The 17,713-nt window shown below is 49.4% G+C and carries 17 protein-coding genes and 1 riboswitch; of the genes, 4 read left to right on the forward strand and 13 right to left on the reverse strand.

All coding sequences use genetic code 11. The annotated features are described in order from the left end of the window. Window positions 1–22: 22 nt before the first annotated feature. The 6 genes from ACN083_RS02810 to thiO all read right to left on the reverse strand — a co-directional run bounded on the left by ACN083_RS02810 (window position 23) and on the right by thiO (window position 5,629). Window positions 23–745, reverse strand: coding sequence for a type 1 glutamine amidotransferase (locus ACN083_RS02810; RefSeq protein ID WP_419101319.1), 723 nt, complete (start codon window positions 743–745; stop codon window positions 23–25). Continuing rightward, on the reverse strand, window positions 745–2,034 hold the full coding sequence (locus ACN083_RS02815) for a MurT ligase domain-containing protein (RefSeq protein ID WP_419101637.1): 1,290 nt from the start codon (window positions 2,032–2,034) through the stop codon (window positions 745–747). The genes ACN083_RS02810 and ACN083_RS02815 overlap by 1 nt, the downstream gene beginning before the upstream one ends. Further along, window positions 2,031–3,218, reverse strand: a complete 1,188-nt coding sequence (locus tag ACN083_RS02820) for a ThiF family adenylyltransferase (protein WP_419101320.1) — start codon at window positions 3,216–3,218, stop codon at window positions 2,031–2,033. Before ACN083_RS02820 ends, ACN083_RS02815 begins: the two co-directional genes overlap by 4 nt. Before the next feature lie 25 nt (window positions 3,219–3,243). Then, complete coding sequence (locus ACN083_RS02825; protein WP_419101321.1) at window positions 3,244–4,056, reverse strand: thiazole synthase; 813 nt, start codon at window positions 4,054–4,056, stop codon at window positions 3,244–3,246. Window positions 4,057–4,095: 39 nt separating this feature from the next. Beyond that, window positions 4,096–4,338 carry a sulfur carrier protein ThiS gene (gene thiS / locus ACN083_RS02830; protein WP_419101322.1) on the reverse strand — a complete coding sequence of 81 codons (243 nt, stop codon included), beginning with the start codon at window positions 4,336–4,338 and terminating at the stop codon, window positions 4,096–4,098. Then, the gene (thiO, locus tag ACN083_RS02835; protein WP_419101323.1) at window positions 4,316–5,629 is read right to left on the reverse strand and encodes a glycine oxidase ThiO; all 1,314 of its coding nucleotides are present in this window, start codon (window positions 5,627–5,629) and stop codon (window positions 4,316–4,318) included. Before thiO ends, thiS begins: the two co-directional genes overlap by 23 nt. Continuing rightward, window positions 5,623–5,760, reverse strand: a riboswitch (TPP riboswitch). (Overlaps the previous gene by 7 nt.) 44 nt (window positions 5,761–5,804) lie before the next feature. On the opposite strand from thiO, the gene thiE reads away from it, so the two are divergent. Then, entirely contained in the window at window positions 5,805–6,509 is a 705-nt protein-coding gene (thiE, locus tag ACN083_RS02840) for a thiamine phosphate synthase (protein ID WP_419101324.1), read from the forward strand. A 6-nt stretch (window positions 6,510–6,515) separates the two neighbouring features. Here thiE and ACN083_RS02845 read toward each other — a convergent pair whose 3' ends face one another. From ACN083_RS02845 to thrS, 3 genes are all read right to left on the reverse strand, one after another. Further along, the gene (locus ACN083_RS02845; protein ID WP_419101325.1) at window positions 6,516–7,079 is read right to left on the reverse strand and encodes an HIT family protein; all 564 of its coding nucleotides are present in this window, start codon (window positions 7,077–7,079) and stop codon (window positions 6,516–6,518) included. A 140-nt stretch (window positions 7,080–7,219) separates the two neighbouring features. After that, window positions 7,220–9,277 carry a M3 family metallopeptidase gene (locus ACN083_RS02850; protein WP_419101326.1) on the reverse strand — a complete coding sequence of 686 codons (2,058 nt, stop codon included), beginning with the start codon at window positions 9,275–9,277 and terminating at the stop codon, window positions 7,220–7,222. A 148-nt stretch (window positions 9,278–9,425) separates the two neighbouring features. Further along, on the reverse strand, window positions 9,426–11,456 hold the full coding sequence (gene thrS, locus ACN083_RS02855; protein ID WP_419101327.1) for a threonine--tRNA ligase: 2,031 nt from the start codon (window positions 11,454–11,456) through the stop codon (window positions 9,426–9,428). Between the two features lie 239 nt (window positions 11,457–11,695). Here thrS and ACN083_RS02860 point away from each other — a divergent pair, with 239 nt between their 5' ends. From ACN083_RS02860 to ACN083_RS02870, 3 genes are all read left to right on the forward strand, one after another. Beyond that, entirely contained in the window at window positions 11,696–12,001 is a 306-nt protein-coding gene (locus tag ACN083_RS02860; protein WP_419101328.1) for an ArsR/SmtB family transcription factor, read from the forward strand. Beyond that, window positions 11,998–12,321: a hypothetical protein gene (locus ACN083_RS02865; RefSeq protein ID WP_419101329.1), complete on the forward strand. Its 324-nt coding sequence runs from the start codon at window positions 11,998–12,000 to the stop codon at window positions 12,319–12,321. The genes ACN083_RS02860 and ACN083_RS02865 overlap by 4 nt, the downstream gene beginning before the upstream one ends. Before the next feature lie 170 nt (window positions 12,322–12,491). Continuing rightward, a complete protein-coding gene (locus ACN083_RS02870; protein ID WP_419101330.1) occupies window positions 12,492–13,013 on the forward strand; it encodes a GNAT family N-acetyltransferase in 522 nt (173 codons plus the stop codon). Between the two features lie 32 nt (window positions 13,014–13,045). On the opposite strand, the gene ACN083_RS02875 is transcribed toward ACN083_RS02870, so the two are convergent. The 4 genes from ACN083_RS02875 to nrdI form a co-directional block, all read right to left on the reverse strand. Further along, the gene (locus tag ACN083_RS02875; RefSeq protein ID WP_419101331.1) at window positions 13,046–13,756 is read right to left on the reverse strand and encodes a lipoyl protein ligase domain-containing protein; all 711 of its coding nucleotides are present in this window, start codon (window positions 13,754–13,756) and stop codon (window positions 13,046–13,048) included. A 184-nt stretch (window positions 13,757–13,940) separates the two neighbouring features. Further along, window positions 13,941–14,939: a class 1b ribonucleoside-diphosphate reductase subunit beta gene (gene nrdF, locus ACN083_RS02880; RefSeq protein ID WP_419101638.1), complete on the reverse strand. Its 999-nt coding sequence runs from the start codon at window positions 14,937–14,939 to the stop codon at window positions 13,941–13,943. Window positions 14,940–15,045: 106 nt separating this feature from the next. Next, window positions 15,046–17,199 carry a class 1b ribonucleoside-diphosphate reductase subunit alpha gene (gene nrdE, locus ACN083_RS02885; protein ID WP_419101639.1) on the reverse strand — a complete coding sequence of 718 codons (2,154 nt, stop codon included), beginning with the start codon at window positions 17,197–17,199 and terminating at the stop codon, window positions 15,046–15,048. Then, a complete protein-coding gene (gene nrdI, locus ACN083_RS02890) occupies window positions 17,196–17,663 on the reverse strand; it encodes a class Ib ribonucleoside-diphosphate reductase assembly flavoprotein NrdI (protein WP_419101332.1) in 468 nt (155 codons plus the stop codon). The genes nrdE and nrdI overlap by 4 nt, the downstream gene beginning before the upstream one ends. Window positions 17,664–17,713: the final 50 nt, after the last annotated feature.

Genomic DNA, 17,713 nt, shown 5'->3' on the forward strand with positions numbered 1-17,713 from the left:
AAACAGTTTCAATGACACCGCATTAACGGGGTCGATTCATGGCGCTTTCACGTGCACGGTCAATAGTCGTGTCATCTATTGTTTGAGGGATAAATTCCCCATATTTTTTCTTGGCAGCTTCTGCAATTAAGAAGTCAGAGACGGCAGGGTTCTTCGGCAAGAGTGAGCCGTGTAGATAGGTGCCGATGACATTGTATTTGCGAGCGCCTTCGGTGGTGTCGGTGGTGTTGTTTCCTTCGCCTTTGGTAACGGTGGCTAGGGGGCGGGTGCCGTCGGAGAGTGTGGTGATTCCGGAGTGGTTTTCGTATCCGATGAGTGTTCCGAATTCTTCGGATTCTTCGACGATATTTCCAATCAGTCGTTCTTCTCCGCCGATTGTGATGGCGTCAAAGATGCCGATGCCTTGGAGTGTTTCTCCTTGGTTGGTGCGGAATTCTTGTCCGAAGAGTTGGTAGAGTCCGCAGATGACGAGCATGGGTGTGCCGTTTTCTGCGAGTTCTTTGAGTTTGGGGGCGATGGCGTGAAGGTCCTCTTGGATGATGCTTTGTCCGGAGTCTTGTCCGCCTCCGCCGAGGATGATGTCGGGGTTTTCGGGGAAGGTGTCGGAGGGGTTGTAGTCGATGATTTCGGGGGTGTATCCGTGGGCTTTTGCTCTACGTGCTAGGGCGAGGGTGTTGCCCCAGTCTCCATAGATGTTCATATCTTGTGGGTAGAGTTGGACGATGGTGAGTGTTTTGTTGCTCATTAGGAGATGTCCTCTACGTTGGTGATTTTGGAGAGTTCTTTACGGATGGCAAGCATGGCGGTGTAGGTGCAGAAGATGCGCATGGGTTTGCCATGGGAGTTTTTGATGAAGTGTTCTAGTGCTTCGGTGAGGTTTTCTTCGACGTGTTCGGTGGTGATTTCGTCGTGTTCTAGGCGTAGTGCCATATCCCATGCGCGGGTTCCGGAGACGGTATTGACTCCAGTTTTTTGTAAAGTATGGAAGTCTACGTCCCAGAGCCATGAGACGTCTCTGCCGTCTGCGTACTGGTCGTTGATGGTAATCATGGTTGCGTAGTCTTGTGCGTCTGCGCTGGCGAGGGAGAGTCTAAATCCTGAGGGGTTTTTGACGAGTAGTAGTTGTAGTGTTTGGCCGTTGATGGTGAGGGTTTCGCCTCGTCCAAAAGCGGGTGTGATGTGTTGGAGTTCTTTGATGAGTTTTTCTTCGTTGAGGTTTTCTCCCATGACCGCTTGGGTGAGTGCCATTGCTGCGGCGGCGTTGTAGATGTTGTAGACGCCGTAGAGGTTGATTTTTCCTTGTGCGGTGTGTCCGTTGAGGGTGAATGTTGCGTTGGTTCCGTTGAAGTCGTTGAGAGTGACGGTGGCTTCTGGGAGGTTTTCTTTAGTGCTGGTGCGTTGTTGCGAGCGCATTTCGTCGTCGGAGGGGAACATGGTTCGGAGTTTTTGGCTGAGTCCGAAATAGTTGGTGTGTGTTCCTGTTTTAATGTGTTCTGCGATGCTGAGGATGCGTGGGTCTTCTCGGTTGAGTACGACGGTGTTGGTGGTTGCTTCTGCTACGGTGGTGAGCATTTTTCGGGTGGTGTCGATTTCACCGAAGCGGTCGAGTTGGTCGCGTAGGACGTTGAGTAGTAGTGCGTAGTGTGGTTTGACTTTTTTGACGAAGTGTACGGCGTGGGCTTCGTCGAGTTCGAGGACGGCGATGTCTGCGTCGAGTTTTCCGGTGAGGCTCATTTCTGCGAGGAGTGAGGCGGCAACTCCTCGAACGAAGTTTGATCCTGTTTTGTTGGTGAAGACTTTGAGCCCTTGGGCTTGGAGTAGTTGGACCACCATTTTTGTGGTGGTGGTTTTTCCGTTGGTTCCAGAGACGACGACTACGCCGTGAGGTAGTTTTGCGAGTTCTTCGGGGACGAAGTTGGGGTGTAGTTTTTCCATGACGAGTCCGGGGAATGCGGATCCGCCTCCGCGGAGTTTGGTGGCGTAGCGTACGCCTTGGCCGATGAGTCGTGTTATGGGTCTAGACATGTTTTTTATTTTATAGGTGTTTGGTTGAATCCTCCGGTAAGGGATAGGGCTGTTATGTGTGGTTGTTGTTTTTTGAGGGTGTGGACGATGAGTGCTGAGCGTTTTCCGCTGGCGCAGTAGAACACTGGTGTGGTCTTGTTTTTGAGGTGTTTGGTGAGGGTGTTGTTGATGTTTTCTAGGGGGTTTGGAGTGTTGTTGATGAGGGTGAGGAGTTCTTGGTGTGGGATGTGTGCGTGGTCTTGGTAGTGTCCGTTGTTACGTTCGTGGTGTTCGCGTACGTCGATGAGTGTGTAGTGTTCGGGGTGTTGGTTGATTTCGTGGAGTGTGATTTCGGGGACGTTGAGGGGTTGTGGTGTTGATTGTTGTATTTGTTGGAGTGTTTCGGTCAGTGGTGTGGGTGTGCGGTGTGGGTCGGGTGTGATGTTGAGAGTTTTGGTGGTGTGTGTTCGGCTGTCGTACATCCAGAGTTTTCCTAGGAGTGGTTCGGGTACTCCGGTGATGAGTTTGATGGCTTCGGTGGCCATGATGGAGCCGATGGTTCCGCAGAGGGATCCGAGTACTCCTGATTGTGCGCAGGTGGGGATGGAGTCTGCTGCTGGTATTTGTGGGTAGAGGTCTCGGAGGGTGGTTCCTTGGGTGTGTTGGGTGGTGTTGAGGTGTTTGGGGTGTGCCCAGAAGAGTGAGATTTGTGCGGTGTATTGGGAGATACTCCCCCAGATAAGTGGTTTGTTGAGGTGTTCGCAGATGTCGTTGGTGAGGTATTTGGTGGCAAAGTTGTCGGATCCGTCGATGATGAGGTCGTAGTTTTTGATGATGTTTTCGGCGTTGTCTGCGTTGAGTTTTTCGTGGTAGGTGTGGACGTTGGTGTGTGGGTTGAGTTCGTGGATGCGTTGTTGTGCGGAGTGTGTTTTGGGTGTGTTGATGGTGTTGTTGTTGTGGATGATTTGGCGTTGGAGGTTGCTGTATTCGACGGTGTCGTGGTCGATGATGCCGAGGGTTCCGACTCCTGCTGCGCTGAGGTAGAGCAGTAGGGGTGAGCCGAGTCCTCCGGCTCCGATGCTGAGGACTTTTGCGTTGGCGAGTCGTCGTTGTCCTTCTTCTCCGATACCGGGCAGGGTGAAGTGTCGCCCGTAGCGGAGTTGTTCTTGTGTGCTGAGTTGTTTTTTGGGTGTGGTCAGTGGTGCCAGTGGCATGGTTGGGGTGCTTTCTTCGTTGAGGTTAGGTGGTGAGGTCTTCTTGGGTGGGTGCTCCGGTGAGGATTCGTCCTTCGGTTGGTGATGAGGCCTGCGCGTGGGTTCGGGTGGGGATGCGTCCAGCATGGTAGGCGTGGTATCCGGCGTGTACTGCGTATTTCATGGCTTCTGCCATTGCTACGGGGTTTTGGGCTCGGGTGACGGCTGAGGCGAGGAGGACAGCATCGCAGCCTAGTTCCATTGCTTGTGTTGCTTGGCTGGCTGTTCCGATGCCGGCGTCGATGATGACGGGAACGTCTAGTTCGCTGGTGATGAGTTGGATGTTGTGTGGGTTGAGTATTCCTAGTCCTGTGCCGATGGGTGCGCCGAGGGGCATGACGGCGCTGGCGCCTGCATTTTGTAGGTGTCGTGCGGTGATGGGGTCGTCGTTGGTGTAGGCGAATACGGTAAAGCCTCGTTCGGCGAGTGTTTCGGTGGCTTCGATGAGTTCGTAGGTGTCGGGTAGGAGTGTTGTTTCGTCTGCGATGACTTCTAACTTAATCCAGTGTGTTTGGAGTGCTTCTCGGGCAAGTTCTGCGGTTAGTAGTGCGTCTTTTGCGGTGTAGCAGCCTGCGGTGTTCGGCAGAATTTTGATGTTGTTGCGTTTCAGAATGGAGTAGAGAGATTCTTTTCCGCTGGGGTTGTATCGTCGCATGGCGACGGTGGTCAGTTCTGTTCCTGAGCTGAGGAGTGCTTCTTCGAGGTGTTGTAGTGAGGTGATTCCTCCGGTGCCCATGATGAGTCGTGAGTTGAGGTCTACTCCGTCGATGTTCAGTGGTGGAATGTTTGTTGGTGTCATGTTCTTTTTATCTCGAGTTTGTTGTTTGTGCTGGTGGTGTTATCCGCCTTGTACGGCGGTGATGATTTCTAGCCTGTCATGGTGGTTTGCGGTGGTGTGTGCCCATTGGTTGCGTGGTAGTACGGTGTCGTTGAGTGCTACGGCGATGCCAAGGGGTGTTCCGTCTTGGGCGTTTCCTTGGTCGTTGAGGGCGGTGTTGATGGTGTCTTCGACGAGTTTTTTGATGGTTTGTGGTGTCGTATAGGTGTGTTCTGCACCGTTAATTGTGAGGGTGATGTTCATTGGGGTTTTCCTCTGTTGGTTTAGGGTTTTGTTGGGTTGGCGTGAAGCGTTGTGGACGGCAAGCGTAGAGGTCTTTTCTGTCGTCTTCGGTGAGGGTTTCGGTGATGAGGTGTTCTACGAGTTCTGCTGCTCGTGTTGAAAGCAGTATTCCGTGACGGAAGTAGCCGTTTGAGAGGATGAGGTTTTTGAGTGCTTTACCGTGGTGTTCGATTGTGCCGATGAGGGGCAGGTCGTCGGGTGTTCCGGGGCGTGCTCGTGAGATTATTTCGTAGAGTTCGAGTTCTGTGATGGCGGGGATAAGTTCTCTTGCATCACGTAGTAGTTGGTATATTCCGCCAGCGTTGATACCGGGCATATGGTCTTCACGTGATGTTGCACCGATAACGACGGTGTTGTCTTCACGGGGAACTATGTAAACAGGTTGGGAACGGACGATACCGCGAATTGTTGAGGTGATGAAGGGGCGCTGGTTTTCAGGTACGCGGAGACGAAGCACATCACCGTAGACGGGTCGTAAAGGGAGTTCTTTGAGCGCTGGTATGCCTTGAAGTTCTAAGGTTCCGAGGCCGTTAGCGACGATGATATATGTTGCGTGGAGTTCTCCGGTGTGCTGTTGCCCTGTCGTGGGGTTTTGGTATTCCCAGTAGATGCTGCGGGCGTGTGTTTGGTCTGCGTCGAGAAGAATTTTTTGGGCTCTCACAGGGTAGAGCTGTTCGTGTAAGAGGTGTATGAGCCCTTGGCAGTACCAGCGCGGGTTAATCTGGTGGTCGCCGGCTATTTCCACGACTCCTGCAAGACGCGATGAGAGGCTTGGTTCTTGAGAACGAGCTTTTCGGATGGATATTTTTTGGGTTTCTAAACCTAGCTCTTGTTGATATTGTTGGAGGTCTTCTAGAGCATTTTTATCAGCATGATCGTAGGCGCATACGAGGGTTTTTGTTTCTTGTCTACCGACATGAATACCGGATTCTTCTTGAATGTGTTGTGCAAATGATGGGTATAGTTGCGCTGCCCGTTTCATCAGTTGAACTAATGGTTCTTGGCGAAATTGTGTTTCAGATGCTGGGGCAAGCATTCCGGCGGCTGCTCGTGTTGCTTCTGAAGCGGGTTGTGGGTCTAAGATAGCAACGCTATACCCTATTTTTTGGAGACGGTACGCGGTCGATAATCCGATAATTCCTGCACCGATGACTGCAATATCTACTGTTGAGGGTGGTTCTTTGGATAGTTCGGGTATATATTGATGAATAGTTGAATCTTCATCGTGCGGGTTAAACAACGTCGCACCCATGACGAACACTTCCTTCCGGCGGCATAACCCGCATCAAGTAAGACGGTCGGCTCTCTTAGCCCTCTCAGCGTCGTGAAGATATATCTACTGTGATATGGCGCGATATATCTGACGCTCCCGTAGGTCACTCTAAGTATAAGCCTCAATCTTTTTGATACAAGGAGACCTCAAAACTATGTCCATTTATGAACAACAGCCTTTCGCCACTTCTTTCGTGGATTCTTCTTCAACGCTTCGTCGCGAGCGCCTTGAAAAGCTTCAAAAAGCACGCTTGTACTTGTGTACGGATGCGCGTTTATCTCGTGGAGATTTAGAGTCTTTTCTGGATGAAGCCTATAGTGGCGGTGTCGATATTATTCAGCTGCGTGATAAGAAGATTTCTGTGCAACAGGAGCTAGCAGCTTTAGAGGTTCTCAAAAAGGTGGCACGTCGTCACGATAAGCTTTTTGCGGTCAATGACCGTGCTGATGTTGCTGCTCTTATGGGTGCTGATATTTTTCATCGAGGTCAAGACGATCTTTCTGCGGTGCAGGCGCGCAGGTTGTTAGGCGCCGATGTTCTTGTAGGTGCTTCAACACATGGGGTGTCTCAGGGGCAGGAGGCTGCTGCCGATAAGAATATTGATTATTTTGCGTGTGGGCCGGTGTGGCCGACGCCGACGAAGCCGGGGCGTGCAGCAACAGGCGTGGAGTATCTTGAGCAGGTTGCTCAGTTTGCCGGTCAGAAACCGTGGTTTGCTATTGGTGGCGTTAACGTGGATACGGTGTCAGAGGTTTGTCAGGCAGGTGCCTCACGTATTGTTGTGGTGCGTGCTTTAACCGAAGCTGCTGATGTTCGTAGCGCAGCAAAACAGCTGAAGGGTGCGTTAGAAGTTGTTTAGCCTTCTCTAAAGAGTTTTGGCTGTCGTTGAAAGGTATTCTTCCCACCCTTGTTTTACGAGAGTGTGTATCTGTCCTAGTGTCTGTGACATGGTTTTTGTGTGGGCGATAATCGGTAAGAAATTGGTGTCGCCGGACCATCGTGGGAGGATATGCTGGTGTAGGTGATCGGCTATTCCGGCTCCCCCAATTTTGCCTTGGTTCATCCCAATGTTGAATCCGTCTGTTTTGCTGACTTGACGTAGCACACGCATCGCTTGTTGGGTGAGAATCCCTATTTCGGTTAGTTCTTCGACGGTTGCGTCATCGTAATATGGGATATGCCGGTAGGGCAGAATCAGCAGGTGCCCTGGGTTATATGGGTAGAGGTTTAAGATGGCGTATGCGTATTTACCTCGATGAACAATCAGAGATTCTTCGTCGGAGCGTTCGGGAGCACTACAAAAGGGGCACGTCTGTTCTTGGTAGTCTTTTTGCCCTCCGCTGACGTATGCCTTACGGTGAGGTGTCCAAAGCCGTTGGAAAGCATCTGGGACTTGTGGCAGTTCAAAGCTATCGGTGGTGTACTCCATGGTCTTTAGTGTACCTGTAGGCTCATACGCTCTATGTGAATGTTGCTAAAAGATTCTTGTGGATGCTACCGGATAAGTCTTTTCCGGTAGCATCCACACAGATTATACGAGTGTGATACTCCTAGCAGAATAGGTTCTAACTATTCTTCAAGTAGTCCACGTCGACGTAATAATGGTTCAATTCGTGGGTCTCGTCCTCGTAACTGTCGGAAGGACTCTGCCGGGTCTTGGCTATTTCCTGTTGCGAGAATAGCGTTTTTGAAGGTTTCACCGTTGTGGCGGGTTGCTCCCCCGGATTCTTCAAACCAATCAACAGTTTCTGCGTCCATCATCTCGGAGTAGATGTAAGCATAGTATCCGGCGGCGTATCCTCCACCAAAGATGTGTTTGAACATTCCGGTAAGGTAGCGCGGAGATACTGGGTATTGGTCGAAGCCATAACGTTTGAGCACTTCATCTTCAAAGGCTTTAGCATCTTCACAACTGTCGATGAGCCCGTCTTCAATGCTGTGGGTGTGCCATGCCATATCGAGGAGGGCGGCTCCTAGATATTCGCTGGTGGCAAATCCTTCTCCCCACTGTTCGCTAGCGCGTAGCGCATCAATATGTTCTTGTGGGAGTGTTTCTCCTGTATCAATATGGCGTGCGTAGTTCCCTACTACTGCTGGGTGGAACATCCACATCTCATTAACTTGTGAGGGATATTCAACAAAGTCACGGGGAACGTTCGTACCAGCAACAGAAGGATACTTAGCGGTACTTAACAAGGAATGTAGTGCGTGGCCAAATTCGTGGAAAAGTGTCCGTACGTTATCAAGGGTCAGTAGTGCCGGTGCACCTTCAGCAGGTTCTGCAATGTTGAGGGTGTTGAGCACTACTGGCACTTGTTGGATGCGTTCATCACGTGGTACGAGGTCGTTCATCCATGCTCCACCTTGTTTGGTGGCGCGAGCATACGGGTCAAGAGCAAAAATACCGATAAGAGTGCCGTTCTCATCTTTGACATCCCACACCCGCATATCAGGGTAATAACTCGATAGTTCGGGGTGTTCGGTGAAGCTGATTCCGTAAAGAAGTTCTGCTGCATAGAAGACGCCTCGTTCTACTACAGAGTTAAGCTCAAAGTAGGGTCGTAGAGCTTGTATATCGACACGATATTTCTCTTCTGCCACACGTTTGAGGTAGTAAGGTACGTCAGCAGCATGGATGTCTTCAACAGGCACTCCCGCAACTTCTGCCATGGTTTCTAGTTCTTTACGGAAGTTTGCTAATGCTTGTGGCAGCATCTTTTCAAGCATCGCTAATGCTTCATCAGATTTTTGTGCTACAGCTCGGCGAATGGTCAGTTCTGCGTGGTTCTTTGCTCCGAAGAGTGCTGCTCGTTGCGCTCGCAGGTATGACATTTTTGCGCCAGTTTGGATGGTTTGTGGTGTATCTGCGCTACCGGCATCGCGAGTGTGTGCTCGTCCACGGTTGATGGAGTTTGCATAATATTTTTCGCGGGTCGCGGGGTTCTCTAGTGATGCAAGGAGCGCAGGTGCAGCAAAAAGGTCTTGAGGAAGGAGGAAAGCTCCTTCGTGTCCGTTCTTTGTAGCGTTGAGGGCAAGACGTTCTCGGGTGCTTTCGTCAAGTCCCGCAAGTTCTTCTTCATCACGAATGAGAAGTGCTGCTTGTTGCGCTCCGGTCAGCAGTGCTTTAGAGAATTCTGCACTCAGTTTTGCTAGTTCGGCGTCGAGTGCTGCGAGCTGTTGTTGTGCATCTTTGCTGAGGTATGCTCCTGCGTCGGTGAATGTTTCTTTCCAGAGCTTGAGCACTCGTTGTTGTTCTGGGGTGAGATTATTGTGTTTAACGTTGGCAATGCGAGTGGCAAGAGACTCATTATTCGCCATGGCAGTTGTGTGTTCGGCGAGTTTAGGCTCCCAGTACTCGCTGAGTTCTAGTATTTCTGGTGTTCCCATAGATGACAGATATGTGTAGTAAATACCTGTTGCTCGAGAGAATTCTCGGTAGCTGTCTTCTAGCGGTTCAATAGTGTTTTCGAAGGTTGGTGTTTCGTTATTTGCACAGATATTGTTCCACGCAAGCTTTTGAGCCTGTACGGCTTCTTCTAACGCTTGGTGTATGTCATGGCTGGTGGTGGAGGCTAGTTGTGGGTATCCCCCGATATCTGATGATGCTTGTAATAGTTTATGTGTCATAGTTCTCTATTTTAGCGGTGGTTTTTTCCTCCTGTCTGCTGTGTTAAAGCAAACTGTCGCTATTGTAAAGTTTTTCCTTGTCGGAAGGATTCTTTACAAGAGCGACAGTTTCAACACATGAGATGTCTTGGCTGTATAGGTTTTTCTTCTATTCTGCCGGTGTTTCAGTTGTTGCGCGAGGGTCTTCGTTCACACGGTTCTTGATGTGTTCAACAATGCGTTGGATAGCTTCTGCTACGGGCACACCATTTTCTTGGGAGCCATCACGGTAGCGGAACGACACTGCCCCATTTTCTGCGTCTTCTCCGCCGGCGATGAGAATAAACGGTGTTTTCTCTTTGGAAGCGGTACGAATCTTTTTGGGGAAACGATCAGTTCCGTAGTCGACTTCTACGCGAACCCCTTCAGCTCGAAGCTTGGTAGCAATATCTGCCATATAGTCGTTGAAAGCTTCTGCTACGGGAACTGCTACAACTTGTACGGGCGATAGCCATGCGGGGAAGGCACCTGCATAATGTTCTGTGAGCACACCAAGGAAGCGCTCAAAAGAACCAAACTTGGCAGAGTGAATCATGACAGGTTCTTGACGTGTTCCGTCTGAGGCTTGGTATTCTAACCCGAATCGTTGTGGCTGGTTGAAGTCATATTGAACAGTAGACATCTGCCAGGTACGGCCGATGGCGTCTTTCGCTTGTACGGAGATTTTAGGTCCGTAGAATGCTGCTCCACCTGGATCTGGTACAAGTTCTAGACCGGTTTCGGAGGCGACTTGTTCAAGGACTGCTGTTGCTTGTTCCCATTGTTCGTCGGTGCCGATAAATTTGTCTTTTTTATCGCCTTCTGTGTCTCGGGTAGACAATTCGAGGTAGAAGTCTGTCATACCGAAATCTTCTAGCAGGCTGAGCATAAATTTGAGCAGATGACGAATCTCATCGGGTGCTTGTTCTTTAGTGACGTAGCTGTGTGAGTCGTCTTGGGTAATCATACGAACTCGGGTGAGTCCTTGTAGTACACCTGATTTTTCGTCACGGTAGACGGTTCCAAATTCGAATAGTCGTAATGGTAGCTCTCGGTAGGAGCGTCCTCGTGATCGGAAAATCTCATTGTGCATGGGGCAGTTCATGGCCTTGAGACGGTAGTTTCCGTTATCGAGTTCCATGGAGGGGAACATACCGTCTGAGTAGTATGGCAGGTGCCCAGAGGTGTAGAACAGGTCTTCTTTGGAGATATGAGGAGTGCTGACGTATTGGAAGCCTTCTTGGATGTGGCGTGTGCGTACGTAGTCTTCCATCTCACGTTTGATAATGCCACCTTTGGGGTGGATGACGGGTAGACCGGGGCCGATGTTTTTAGGGAAGGAGAAGAGGTCTAGTTCTTCTCCGAGTCGTCGGTGGTCGCGTCGTTCAGCTTCTGCGATACGTTCTTTGTAGGCTACAAGCTCTTCTTTGCTAGGCCATGCAGTTCCGTAAATGCGTTGGAGCATAGGGTTTTTTTCAGAACCGCGCCAGTAGGCTCCACCTGCACGCATGAGGGCGTACCCGTTTCCGATAAGTTTTGTGTTGGGTAGGTGTGGGCCACGGCAGAGGTCACGCCATACGGTTTCCCCAGTTTTGGGGTGAACGTTGTCGTAGATGGTGATATCGCCGGCGCCGACTTCTACGGAGGCGCCTTCTGCTGCGTCAGCCCCAGAACCGGGACCTTGGCTGAGGCTCAGCAATTCGAGCTTGTAGGGTTCTTGCGCCATTTCTTGCGCTGCTTGTTCTGGGGTCACAACGCGGCGTACAAATTTTTGTCCTGATTTGATGATTTTGATCATCATTTTCTCAATTTTTTTGAGGTCTTCAGGGGTGAAGGGGTCTTCAACGTCAAAGTCGAAGTAGAAACCGTCGGTAATATATGGTCCGATGCCGAGTTTTGCGTCTTTTCGGTACTCTTGGACTGCTTGAGCCATGACGTGCGCGGCGGAGTGACGGAGGACTTCTAGACCTTCTTGTTCGTGGATGCTGACGGGGACGATAGAGTCGCCCTCGTGTAGGGGTGTTGAGAGGTCTACGAGTTTGTCGTTAATACGGGCAACGACAATATCGCGGTCTTCGGTGAAGAGTTCGGCGGCTGTAGTGCCGTCTTCAATGGTGCGTTTTTCTCCGGCAACGTCTACAGAAATATGTGCGACAGACATCTGTCTCCTTGTTTGTGTGTTGTGCACGCCCGTACTAGGGGCATGCTCGGTATCTACCGTGCGCGGTACAAGAGCGCACATTGTCTTTAGTGTACATGCGTTTTTTAGTGTTGTTATAGCTCTTAGTTCATGTGATAAGGCTAGTGTCTTGTGGAGTGTCTAACATTCATAAAAATTTTTTTATACATTATCGAACAACCCCTTGACCCACAAAGAAATCTTTATATAAAATTTCTTTTATGGATAGCGAGAAGACGTGGGAAACAGAGTACAGTGGCTCCGTTGCACTCTTTGCAGCATTAGCACACCCTTTGCGTTTAGCTTTGACACATCATCTATCCAAAGGGTCACACACCGTCAGCGAACTCTTCACCTGTATGGGAGTCTCGCAACCTCTCGTCTCCCACCACCTCAAAATCCTCAAAGAAGCTGGAGTTATTACCAGCACACAGACAGGACGTAGCATCATGTACGAAGTAGCGGACCATCACGTCACGCACATCATTAACGATGTCTACGAACACACCAAGGAGAATAACTCATGAGTACCGCAACTTTACACCACGAATCAGAAGCACATGCACACACCCACGGACCAAACTGTGGCCACCTCGCAGTCATCCACCACGACCACGTAGACTACATCCACGGCGACCACGTACACCGTGAACATGATGGACACTACGACGAATGCGTCACCTGCGAATGTGGCGACTGCAATGACAGCTGTGCAACCTGCGAATGCGACAACTGCAACTGCCCCACATGCAACCACGCAGTATGTGAATGTGGCGACTGCTCAGATGCTTGCGTCAACTGCGTCTGCGAAAACTGCCAGTGCGCAACATGCAACCACGCAGCATAAACATATAGCTAACACACAGGCTAAAACGTGGTGGGTGATAAGGACTTAGTCCTTATCACCCACCACGTTTTAAAATCACGAAGACACCACCGATGGGCTATTCCGCTTAAGAGAAATATCCGTTAGCCTGTTTACATACATGACGTTGCCCACAACATTTAGGACTTGCCATGGAAAAGTACATCACCCTCATCACCAACACCATCACTCCACTGCGCAAATCACCTCAGCGTCTCAACCTACGCCCTACCAGCCAAGAAGACCGTGAAGCCATTGCGCGTCTCCTCTTTAGCGCATACGATGAATCAACTTTCCCCACCCAAGAAAACGCCCAACACTACGTAGAAACGATACTCAACGGAACACACGGAGAGTTCTACCCCGAAGCCTCCCCCATCCTCATCGACGATAACGGTCGAGCAGTTGCTGTTCTCCTCAGCCTCAAAAACCGGGTAGACCATAACGGTCCAGAAAACACACCCACACTACTAGAACTTATTACTGCACCTTCACGACGCCGTGAAGGAATTGCCGAAGAACTCATTACCTATGCACTTGATGTGATGCACACGCAACATCATGAGGCTGCAAGCACCCACATCAGCGAAACAAATGCTGCAGCGCTTGCTCTCTACCTCACCCTTGGATGGCAACGCTGGACACCTCAGGACGACACATTCCTACCCGCATAAGGCAAACGCATTCTATGGATTACCCCATAATCTTATAGCCTACGGGATTCAATAATGCTTTCTGTCCAGAACTTCTCATACCCTTCAAGGACAGCGTCCTCAACATCTTCAACCTTGATTTGAGGAATAACATCGCTCAACGCCCCGACAGTATTCGGCTCTAAAGGTATCGCTAAATGCCGGTAGACTTCTGCGGTAACTTTTCTCAACGGAGCAGAATCTTCTACCACGATCCCTGTGCTAAACCACCATGCGCCAGAAACAACGCGCTGAGCTGTGCCAACAATTTTGAGACGCTCTCCTTCTCCAGCATGGATAAACACTGAATATTCTCCAGGGCAATACTCCCCCGGCAACTCACCCACTTCTGCACAAAAACCTAACGAAGAAAGTATTTGAACAAAAAATTGTGCAAAAAACTCAAAACGACGATTGTTCCCACTAATAGCATCAGCAGAGGGCGCAAAATGGTCAATCACTAAAGAACCCGCATGATAAGCAGCAGCATGACCGCCCACAGGTCGCACCTGCGGTAAAAACCCTAAACGGCGAGAGGCTTCAGCTGCATCCTCAAAAGAAGGATTATGTTTGTCTCGTCGCCCAAACGCCATATTTGGTGCAGGACGATAGAGGCGAAGTGTCTGTTCGTCTTCTCCGCGCGCAACACGTCGTAAGAACTCCACGGACTCTGAGAACGGATGAATATGTTCTCCAGGGCGTTCAGTATCAAGAATAATACGCACAGCACAGACCTCTTAACCTCATATCAACAATATATTTATCTCTATCATCGCTGATAAAACGCATGGTGTCTTCGGGCAAGACACAAGATATCCGATGTCTTCTGCAGATTAAGAAAAGTGGTGTGCTTTCCTCCCGTTCAGATAGAAAGCACACCACCATGAGTTTTAACCTCTTCAAACTGGTTTAGAAATCCCAGTCATCGTCCTCAGTGTTAACAGCTTTACCAATAACATATGAAGAGCCAGACCCAGAAAAGAAGTCATGGTTTTCATCAGCGTTAGGAGACAGCGCCGAAAGGATAGCAGGGGAAACATTTGTTACCGATGCAGGGAACATTGCTTCGTACCCAAGGTTCATCAACGCTTTATTAGCGTTATAGTGCAAGAATTTCTTAACATCTTCGCTCAAGCCCACAGAATCGTAGAGAGAATGAGTGTATTGAACTTCGTTCTCGTACAGTTCATAGAGCAAGTCAAAGGTGTAGTCCTTGAGTTCTTGCTGACGCTCAGGAGTTTCTTTTTCTAGACCGCGCTGGAACTTGTAGCCAATATAGTATCCGTGGACGGCTTCATCACGGATAATCAGACGAATCAAATCAGCAGTGTTCGTGAGCTTCGCGTGGGAAGACCAGTACATCGGAAGGTAGAAACCAGAGTAGAACAAGAAAGATTCTAGCAATGTAGAAGCAACTTTCTTCTTCAAGGGGTCTTCACCTTGATAGTAGTCCATCACAATATTTGCTTTTTTCTGCAAGTGTTCGTTCTCTGCAGACCAGCGGAACACCTCGTCAATCTGTTTAGTTGAGGCAAGCGTCGAGAAGATTGAAGAATATGATTTCGCGTGGACTGATTCCATGAACGCAATGTTGGTGTACACCGCTTCTTCGTGGGAAGTCACAGCATCAGGTAGCAAAGAAACTGCACCAACAGTACCTTGAATGGTATCGAGCAAAGTCAAGCCCGTGAAGACTCGCATGGTGAGTTGTTGTTCTTCAGGAGTGAGCGTCTTCCACGACTGAACGTCGTTAGAAAGTGGAACTTTCTCAGGCAACCAGAAATTAGCGGTTAGGCGATCCCACACTTCAAGATCTTTTTCGTCTTCAATACGGTTCCAGTTAATAGCTTCAACGTGGTGAATCAGTTTCACCTTTTCACTCATCATCATTGTGTTCTCCTTATCGATGAACTGTTCTTCACAATCTCATGTGATGTATGTGTTGTTGCTCTGGTGTGGGGCAGTTCGAGTGCTACTACCCCACACCATCATAGTTTATGCGCGCACAGCGACATTAGAGCATGCAGGAAACGCAACCTTCAACTTCTGTTCCTTCAAGAGCCATCTGCCGGATACGTGAGTAGTAGATCGTCTTGATGCCTTTACGCCATGCGTAGATTTGTGCCTTGTTCACGTCACGAGTGGTAGCTGTATCACGGAAGAACAGCGTTAGTGAAAGGCCTTGATCGACGTGTTGTGTTGCCACAGCATAGGTGTCAATAATCTTTTCGTACCCAATCTCGTATGCGTCCTCGTAGTATTCGATGTTCTCGTTTGAAAGGTAAGGAGCTGGGTAATAGACGCGCCCGAGCTTACCTTCTTTACGAATCTCGATTTTTGAGGCGATTGGGTGGATGGAAGATGTTGAACCGTTGATATATGAGATAGAACCTGTAGGCGGAACAGCCTGAAGATTCTGGTTGTACATACCGTATTGTGCAACATCAGCTGCAAGAGCTTTCCAGTCCTCTTGGGTGGGGATGCTGTGTCCTGCAAAAAGTTCACGCACGCGTTCAGTTGCAGGTTCCCATTCTTGTTGGATGTACTTCTGGAAGAACTCTCCGCTAGCATATTTTGATTTCTCAAAGCCAACGAAGGTTTCTTGGCGTTCACGCGCAATTTCCATTGAGGCTCGAATCGCGTGGTATGTGACCGTATAGAAGTAGATATTGGTGAAGTCTAGAGCTTCTTCTGAACCATATTTGATGCGTTCACGACCAAGATAACCGTGCAAGTTCATCTGGCCAAGTCCCACGGCATGGCTCATCGAGTTACCGCGTTCGATGGAGGGCACGGAACGAATATCTGAAAGGTCAGATACTGCGGTAAGAGAACGAATTGCCGCGTTAACGGTTGAGCCGATGTCTTTGCCGTCCATCGTCAACGCAATGTTGAGAGAGCCAAGGTTACAAGAGATGTCTTTACCAATGGTCTCGTATCCTAGGTCAGCATTGTAATAGGACGGTTCTGATACCTGAAGAATCTCTGAGCAGAGGTTTGACATGATGACTTTACCGTCAATGGGATTTGCACGGTTAACGGTGTCTTCATACATGACATAGGGGTATCCGGATTCGAACTGTACTTCTGCGAGAGTTTGGAAGAATTCACGGGCATTAATCTTGGTTTTCTTAATGCGGGCGTCATCGACCATCTCGTAGTACTTTTCGGTGACAGAAATATCAGAGAGTGGTTTGCCGTATACTCGTTCAACATCGTACGGAGAGAAGAGGTACATGTCCTCGTTCTTCTTTGCCAGCTCAAAAGTGATATCGGGGATAACAACACCGAGAGAGAGCGTCTTAATACGAATTTTTTCGTCCGCGTTTTCACGCTTGGTGTCAAGGAACGAGTAGATGTCGGGGTGGTGAGCGTGCAGGTATACTGCACCAGCACCTTGACGAGCACCTAGCTGGTTTGCGTAGGAGAAAGAATCCTCAAGAAGTTTCATCACGGGGATGACACCAGAGGACTGGTTCTCAATCTTTTTGATAGGTGCACCAGCTTCACGAAGGTTTGTCAAGGCGAAAGCAACACCGCCACCACGTTTAGATAGTTGCAAAGCGGAGTTGATGGAACGTCCGATGGATTCCATATTGTCTTCAACACGAAGGAGGAAGCAAGAGACGAGCTCGCCACGTTGTTTTTTACCTGCGTTTAAGAAGGTTGGGGTTGCTGGTTGGAATCGTCCGGAGATGATTTCTTCAACAATTTTGACGGCTAGTTCTTCGTTACCTTCAGCAAGGAGCAATGAGACCATGACAACGCGGTCTTCGAAGCGTTCTAGGTAGCGCTGACCGTCAAAGGTTTTGAGAGCGTATGAGGTATAAAACTTGAATGCACCCAAAAAGGTAGGAAACCGAAACTTTTTGGAGTACGCCAATTTAGAAAGAGATTTAATGAACTCGAAGTCATACATCTCAAAGATGCGTTCTTCATAGTATTGGTGTTTGACGAGGTAGTCCATTTTTTCTTCCAAGTCGTGGAAGAAAACGGTGTTGTTATTGACGTGCTGGAGAAAGTATTGGCGTGCGGCTTGACGATCAGCGTCAAACTGAATTTGTCCGTCTTCATCATAAAGGTTGAGAAGAGCGTTGAGTTCGTGATATCCAAGTCCGCGGAACTTTTCTGGCACGGTGGGATCTTCGTGTCCAGGTTCGTGGCTCATGCCGGGCACAGGGAGTTTTGAATCCAAAATTTTTCCAATCCTTCTTGAACGTTAGTGACGTCTTCGGGTGTTCCCATCAGCTCGAATTTGTAGAGGACAGGAACCTGACATTTTGCTGACACAATATCTGCGGCGACGCAGTAGAGTGAGCCAAAGTTGGTGTTTCCCGCTCCTATGACTCCGCGCATTAGGGCACGGTTTTCTGGAACGTTAAGAAACTTTGTGGCTTGCGGTGGAACAGAGCCTGATCCGCCGGGTCTGCCGTAGCTCGGAACGCAGAGTACGTATGGCTCGTGTACTCGTGGTGTCTCTTCGCTAGTTTTTAGGGGTAAGCGTATAGCTCGAACCCCTGTTTTGAGAATAAATTTATGAGTATTTTCAGAAACCGATGAGAAGTAAACAACCAGAGGGCTACCAGATGTGGTGGTCACGGTGGAGTCTGCTTCGCGTGTTTGTTGTTCCATGAGAAGCTCCAACCTTATCTATGCGGTTTAGGGTGCGGTGATGAGCCAGA

The organism is Rothia sp. CCM 9418, assembly GCF_048512825.1.
Taxonomy (GTDB): Bacteria; Actinomycetota; Actinomycetes; order Actinomycetales; family Micrococcaceae; genus Rothia.

Coding starts and splice junctions, on each gene's coding strand:
- nrdE (WP_419101639.1), bottom strand. CDS start 17,199: ATGAGCCACGAACCTGGACACGAAGATCCCACCGTGCCAGAAAAGTTC.
- thiE (WP_419101324.1), top strand. CDS start 5,805: ATGTCCATTTATGAACAACAGCCTTTCGCCACTTCTTTCGTGGATTCT.
- nrdI (WP_419101332.1), bottom strand. CDS start 17,663: ATGGAACAACAAACACGCGAAGCAGACTCCACCGTGACCACCACATCT.
- thrS (WP_419101327.1), bottom strand. CDS start 11,456: ATGTCTGTCGCACATATTTCTGTAGACGTTGCCGGAGAAAAACGCACC.
- ACN083_RS02810 (WP_419101319.1), bottom strand. CDS start 745: ATGAGCAACAAAACACTCACCATCGTCCAACTCTACCCACAAGATATG.
- ACN083_RS02850 (WP_419101326.1), bottom strand. CDS start 9,277: ATGACACATAAACTATTACAAGCATCATCAGATATCGGGGGATACCCA.
- thiO (WP_419101323.1), bottom strand. CDS start 5,629: ATGGGTGCGACGTTGTTTAACCCGCACGATGAAGATTCAACTATTCAT.
- ACN083_RS02865 (WP_419101329.1), top strand. CDS start 11,998: ATGAGTACCGCAACTTTACACCACGAATCAGAAGCACATGCACACACC.
- thiS (WP_419101322.1), bottom strand. CDS start 4,338: ATGAACATCACCCTCACAATTAACGGTGCAGAACACACCTATACGACA.
- ACN083_RS02820 (WP_419101320.1), bottom strand. CDS start 3,218: ATGCCACTGGCACCACTGACCACACCCAAAAAACAACTCAGCACACAA.
- ACN083_RS02845 (WP_419101325.1), bottom strand. CDS start 7,079: ATGGAGTACACCACCGATAGCTTTGAACTGCCACAAGTCCCAGATGCT.
- ACN083_RS02825 (WP_419101321.1), bottom strand. CDS start 4,056: ATGACACCAACAAACATTCCACCACTGAACATCGACGGAGTAGACCTC.
- ACN083_RS02860 (WP_419101328.1), top strand. CDS start 11,696: ATGGATAGCGAGAAGACGTGGGAAACAGAGTACAGTGGCTCCGTTGCA.
- ACN083_RS02870 (WP_419101330.1), top strand. CDS start 12,492: ATGGAAAAGTACATCACCCTCATCACCAACACCATCACTCCACTGCGC.